The organism is Bifidobacterium sp. UBA6881 (genome assembly GCA_002451435.1).
Classification (GTDB): Bacteria; Actinomycetota; Actinomycetes; order Actinomycetales; family Bifidobacteriaceae; genus Bifidobacterium.
Map to the genome: position 1 here is coordinate 1,958 of DKCF01000024.1, position 1,643 is coordinate 3,600.

Below are 1,643 nucleotides of genomic sequence, written 5' to 3' on the forward strand. Positions count from 1 at the left end.
CCGACCACATATTCGCCCTTGCAAGGCGGTTGTCGCAATATCCGCGACATAATGGTGACATGACTATCGCAACTCCTGAACGTTATGCCGAAATGCTGGATGCCGCACGCCGTGGGGGGTACGCTTATCCAGCGATCAATGTGACCAGCACGCAAACCCTCAATGCCGCATTGCAGGGATTCGCGGACGCGGAATCCGACGGCATCATTCAGGTATCGGTGGGCGGATCGGCCTATTTCTCCGGCCAGCGCGTGAACGATCGCGTGGTCGGCTCGCTCGCGTTCGCCGCATTCGCACATGAGGTGGCCGCGAAATATCCGAACATCACCGTCGCATTGCACACCGACCACTGCGCCAAGCAGTATCTGGACGAATGGGTGCGTCCGCTGCTCGCGCACGAGGCGGAGCAGGTCAAGCGCGGCGAGGAGCCGACCTTCCAATCGCACATGTGGGACGGCTCCACCGTGCCGTTGGAAGAGAACCTCGACATCGCCGAGGAGCTGCTGGAGAAGTCGGTGAAGGCACATACGGTGTTGGAGATCGAAATCGGCGCGGTCGGCGGCGAGGAAGACGGCCATTCCGCGGAAATCAACGAAAAACTGTATTCCACCCCGGCTGACGGCGTGCGCGTCGCGGAGCGATTGGGATTGGGCGAGCGTGGCCGCTACATGGCCGCGTTCACGTTCGGCAACGTGCATGGCGCATACAAGCCGGGCATCGTGCAGTTGCGTCCGCGTCTGCTGCACGACATCCAGGAGGAAGTCTGGAACGCCGCGCATGACGGACGCCTGCACAGCGTCGATTCGGAGCATGTCGCCACATGCGCGTTGCCGGATCTGCCGGAGGGCAAGCCGTTCCCGCTGGTGTTTCACGGCGGTTCCGGTTCGACCGCGGCCGACATCGCGGAGGCGGTCAGCTACGGCGTCGTCAAGATGAACATCGACACGGACACGCAGTACGCGTTCTCCCGTGCGATTGCCGGGCACATGTTCCGTAATTACGACGGCGTGCTGAAAATCGATGGCGAGGTCGGCAACAAGAAGGTGTACGACCCGCGTTCCTGGGGTCGCGAAGCGGAGGATTCGATGGCGGCACGCGTCGTCGAGGCTTGCAAGCAGCTGGGTTCCGCCGGCCGCGCGTTGAAGTAATTCCCGCGTAATTCCCGAGGTTCCGAATGCGCCGCGATGTTCCGCGGCGCATTTTCATACCTTCAGATGCTCAATTCAGGAAAGTCAATCCGCAAGCTTCGTTGCAGCGTCGAATCCAAGCGCACCGAAGCTTCATGACCGACGCGCGAACCACACATTGATAAGCGAGCCGGCTACCACCAGCGCGACGCCAATCCAGAACGGCATGCCCAACGCCACGCCGAGCAGCAGCGTGCTGGACGCCGTGGAGAAAATCGGGGTCGCGTACGAGCCGATCGCAAGCGTTTCCATATTGCCGTGCAGCATGCCGTATCCCCAGCATCCATAACCGCCGGCGATCGCAGCAGCGCATGCGACCAACGCAACGTAGCCGCCGATGCCGGGCGCCGAAGCCGGCAGGCCATCGCCCGAGGCGAAGTGGATGATCCATAGCACCACGGCGACACAGCAGAAGAAAACCGTCGTGCCGTCGTAGCCTTCGGACAGCGACGGAGT

The 1,643-nt window shown here is 62.0% G+C and carries 2 protein-coding genes; one reads left to right on the forward strand and one right to left on the reverse strand.

Annotation, left to right across the window (positions count from 1 at the left end):
- The first annotated feature begins 59 nt into the window (after window positions 1-59).
- A complete protein-coding gene (gene fbaA, locus B3C64_RS01940; RefSeq protein ID WP_291533347.1) occupies window positions 60-1,148 on the forward strand; it encodes a class II fructose-bisphosphate aldolase in 1,089 nt (362 codons plus the stop codon).
- Between the two features lie 132 nt (window positions 1,149-1,280).
- Here fbaA and B3C64_RS01945 read toward each other — a convergent pair.
- Window positions 1,281-1,643, reverse strand: a 363-nt coding sequence (locus B3C64_RS01945; RefSeq protein WP_291533348.1) for an EamA family transporter, incomplete at its 5' end; no start/stop codon positions are given.